Annotated in this window: 1 protein-coding gene; it reads right to left on the reverse strand. The window is 62.5% G+C overall.

Annotation, left to right across the window (positions count from 1 at the left end; all coding sequences use genetic code 11):
- The coding region (locus HFL01S_RS25330) for a PKD domain-containing protein (RefSeq protein WP_176579520.1) at window positions 1-832 on the reverse strand (832 nt) is incomplete at its 3' end.
- Between the last annotated feature and the right edge of the window lie 428 nt (window positions 833-1,260).

The raw sequence follows: 1,260 nt of genomic DNA on the forward strand, positions 1-1,260 counted from the left end.
TGTGCGGATTGGCCGTGCTGCCACGCAGCTGGTTCTCCACAATGAACAGTTCGCGGGGCTGGATGTAATCACTCGGCGCCAGTGTGTGGTTCTGAACGATGTAGGCCAGCGCGCTGGCGATGTTGATCTGTGCTGCAACGAACTCACCCGTCGGAACTTCGAAGGTGTTGCGGTAGAGCAGCAGACGCGACATCGTCACGTACTGTTCAAAGCGCTGAAGGATGTTCAGGTCCATGACGGTGATGTCACGCGGGAACGCCGAGGAAGTTGGCCCCAACGCGCCCACTTCAACACTGCTGATCCGGGGTTTCGCGCCAGTGCCGAATGCTCCGATCTGAACGTTCTGGCTACCGTGGGGAACGCCGATGGAAGAGAACGTCTCACCACGGCGAAGCAGCACGCGGCGATTGTTGAAGCTCGCCGATGAAGGCATTGCAGTCACCTGGGAGGCGCCTGCGGGGCAACCAGCGAAGTTGGCCACCGCGGACACACAGATGGTCTGGGTGCCGGCAAACACGGCATTGGGGTCCTGAACCTCGATCGTTACCGTCCTGTCCGAGTAACCGCCGGTGGGGTCGGTGGCGCGGACACGCACCTGGTAGGTGCCGGGCTGGTCGAACACGTGAGCAGCCAGCGGACCACCGGTCTGCACATTTTTCGGAAGACCAGAGATGGCCCAGGTTTGACCCCGGTCATCCCCGAAGTTGAATGCATATCGCACGTGGTGGAACGGGTGTTGGCCAACTGCGCTGTAGGTTGTGCCTGTCGCATCGAATTGAACCGCCAGCGGCGCCGGGCCGGTCAACCGGGTGGCTTCCAGTCGGGCAACCACCGACGTCGAGGGCTGTCCTGCAGGAGCAGGAGCAGGAGCAGGAGCAGGAGCAGGAGCAGGAGCAGGAGCAGGAGCAGGAGCAGGAGCAGGAGCAGGTGCCGGAGCAGGTGCCGGAGCAGGTGCAGGTGCAGGTGCCGTGGCCGTTCTCACATAGCAGGCTTTGGCCACACCTGACAGAGGATCACCGAAAGTGGTGTTGTTGCAAGCCACTCCGCCGGTGAATGTGCGGGGAGCAGTCCACGTCGTGCGGGCGCCGTACACCACATTGGCAGAGCCGCTGAACCCACAATGATTCCATTCTGTCGCGCACAAGGTATAGCCTGTCGGCGCACCCGAGGGAGCAGGAGCAGGAGCAGGAGCAGGAGCAGGAGCAGGAGCAGGAGCAGGAGCAGGAGCAGGAGCAGGAGCAGGAGCAGGAGCAGGAGCAG

This window comes from Hydrogenophaga flava NBRC 102514, from assembly GCF_001571145.1.
Lineage (GTDB): Bacteria > Pseudomonadota > Gammaproteobacteria > Burkholderiales > Burkholderiaceae_C > Hydrogenophaga > Hydrogenophaga flava.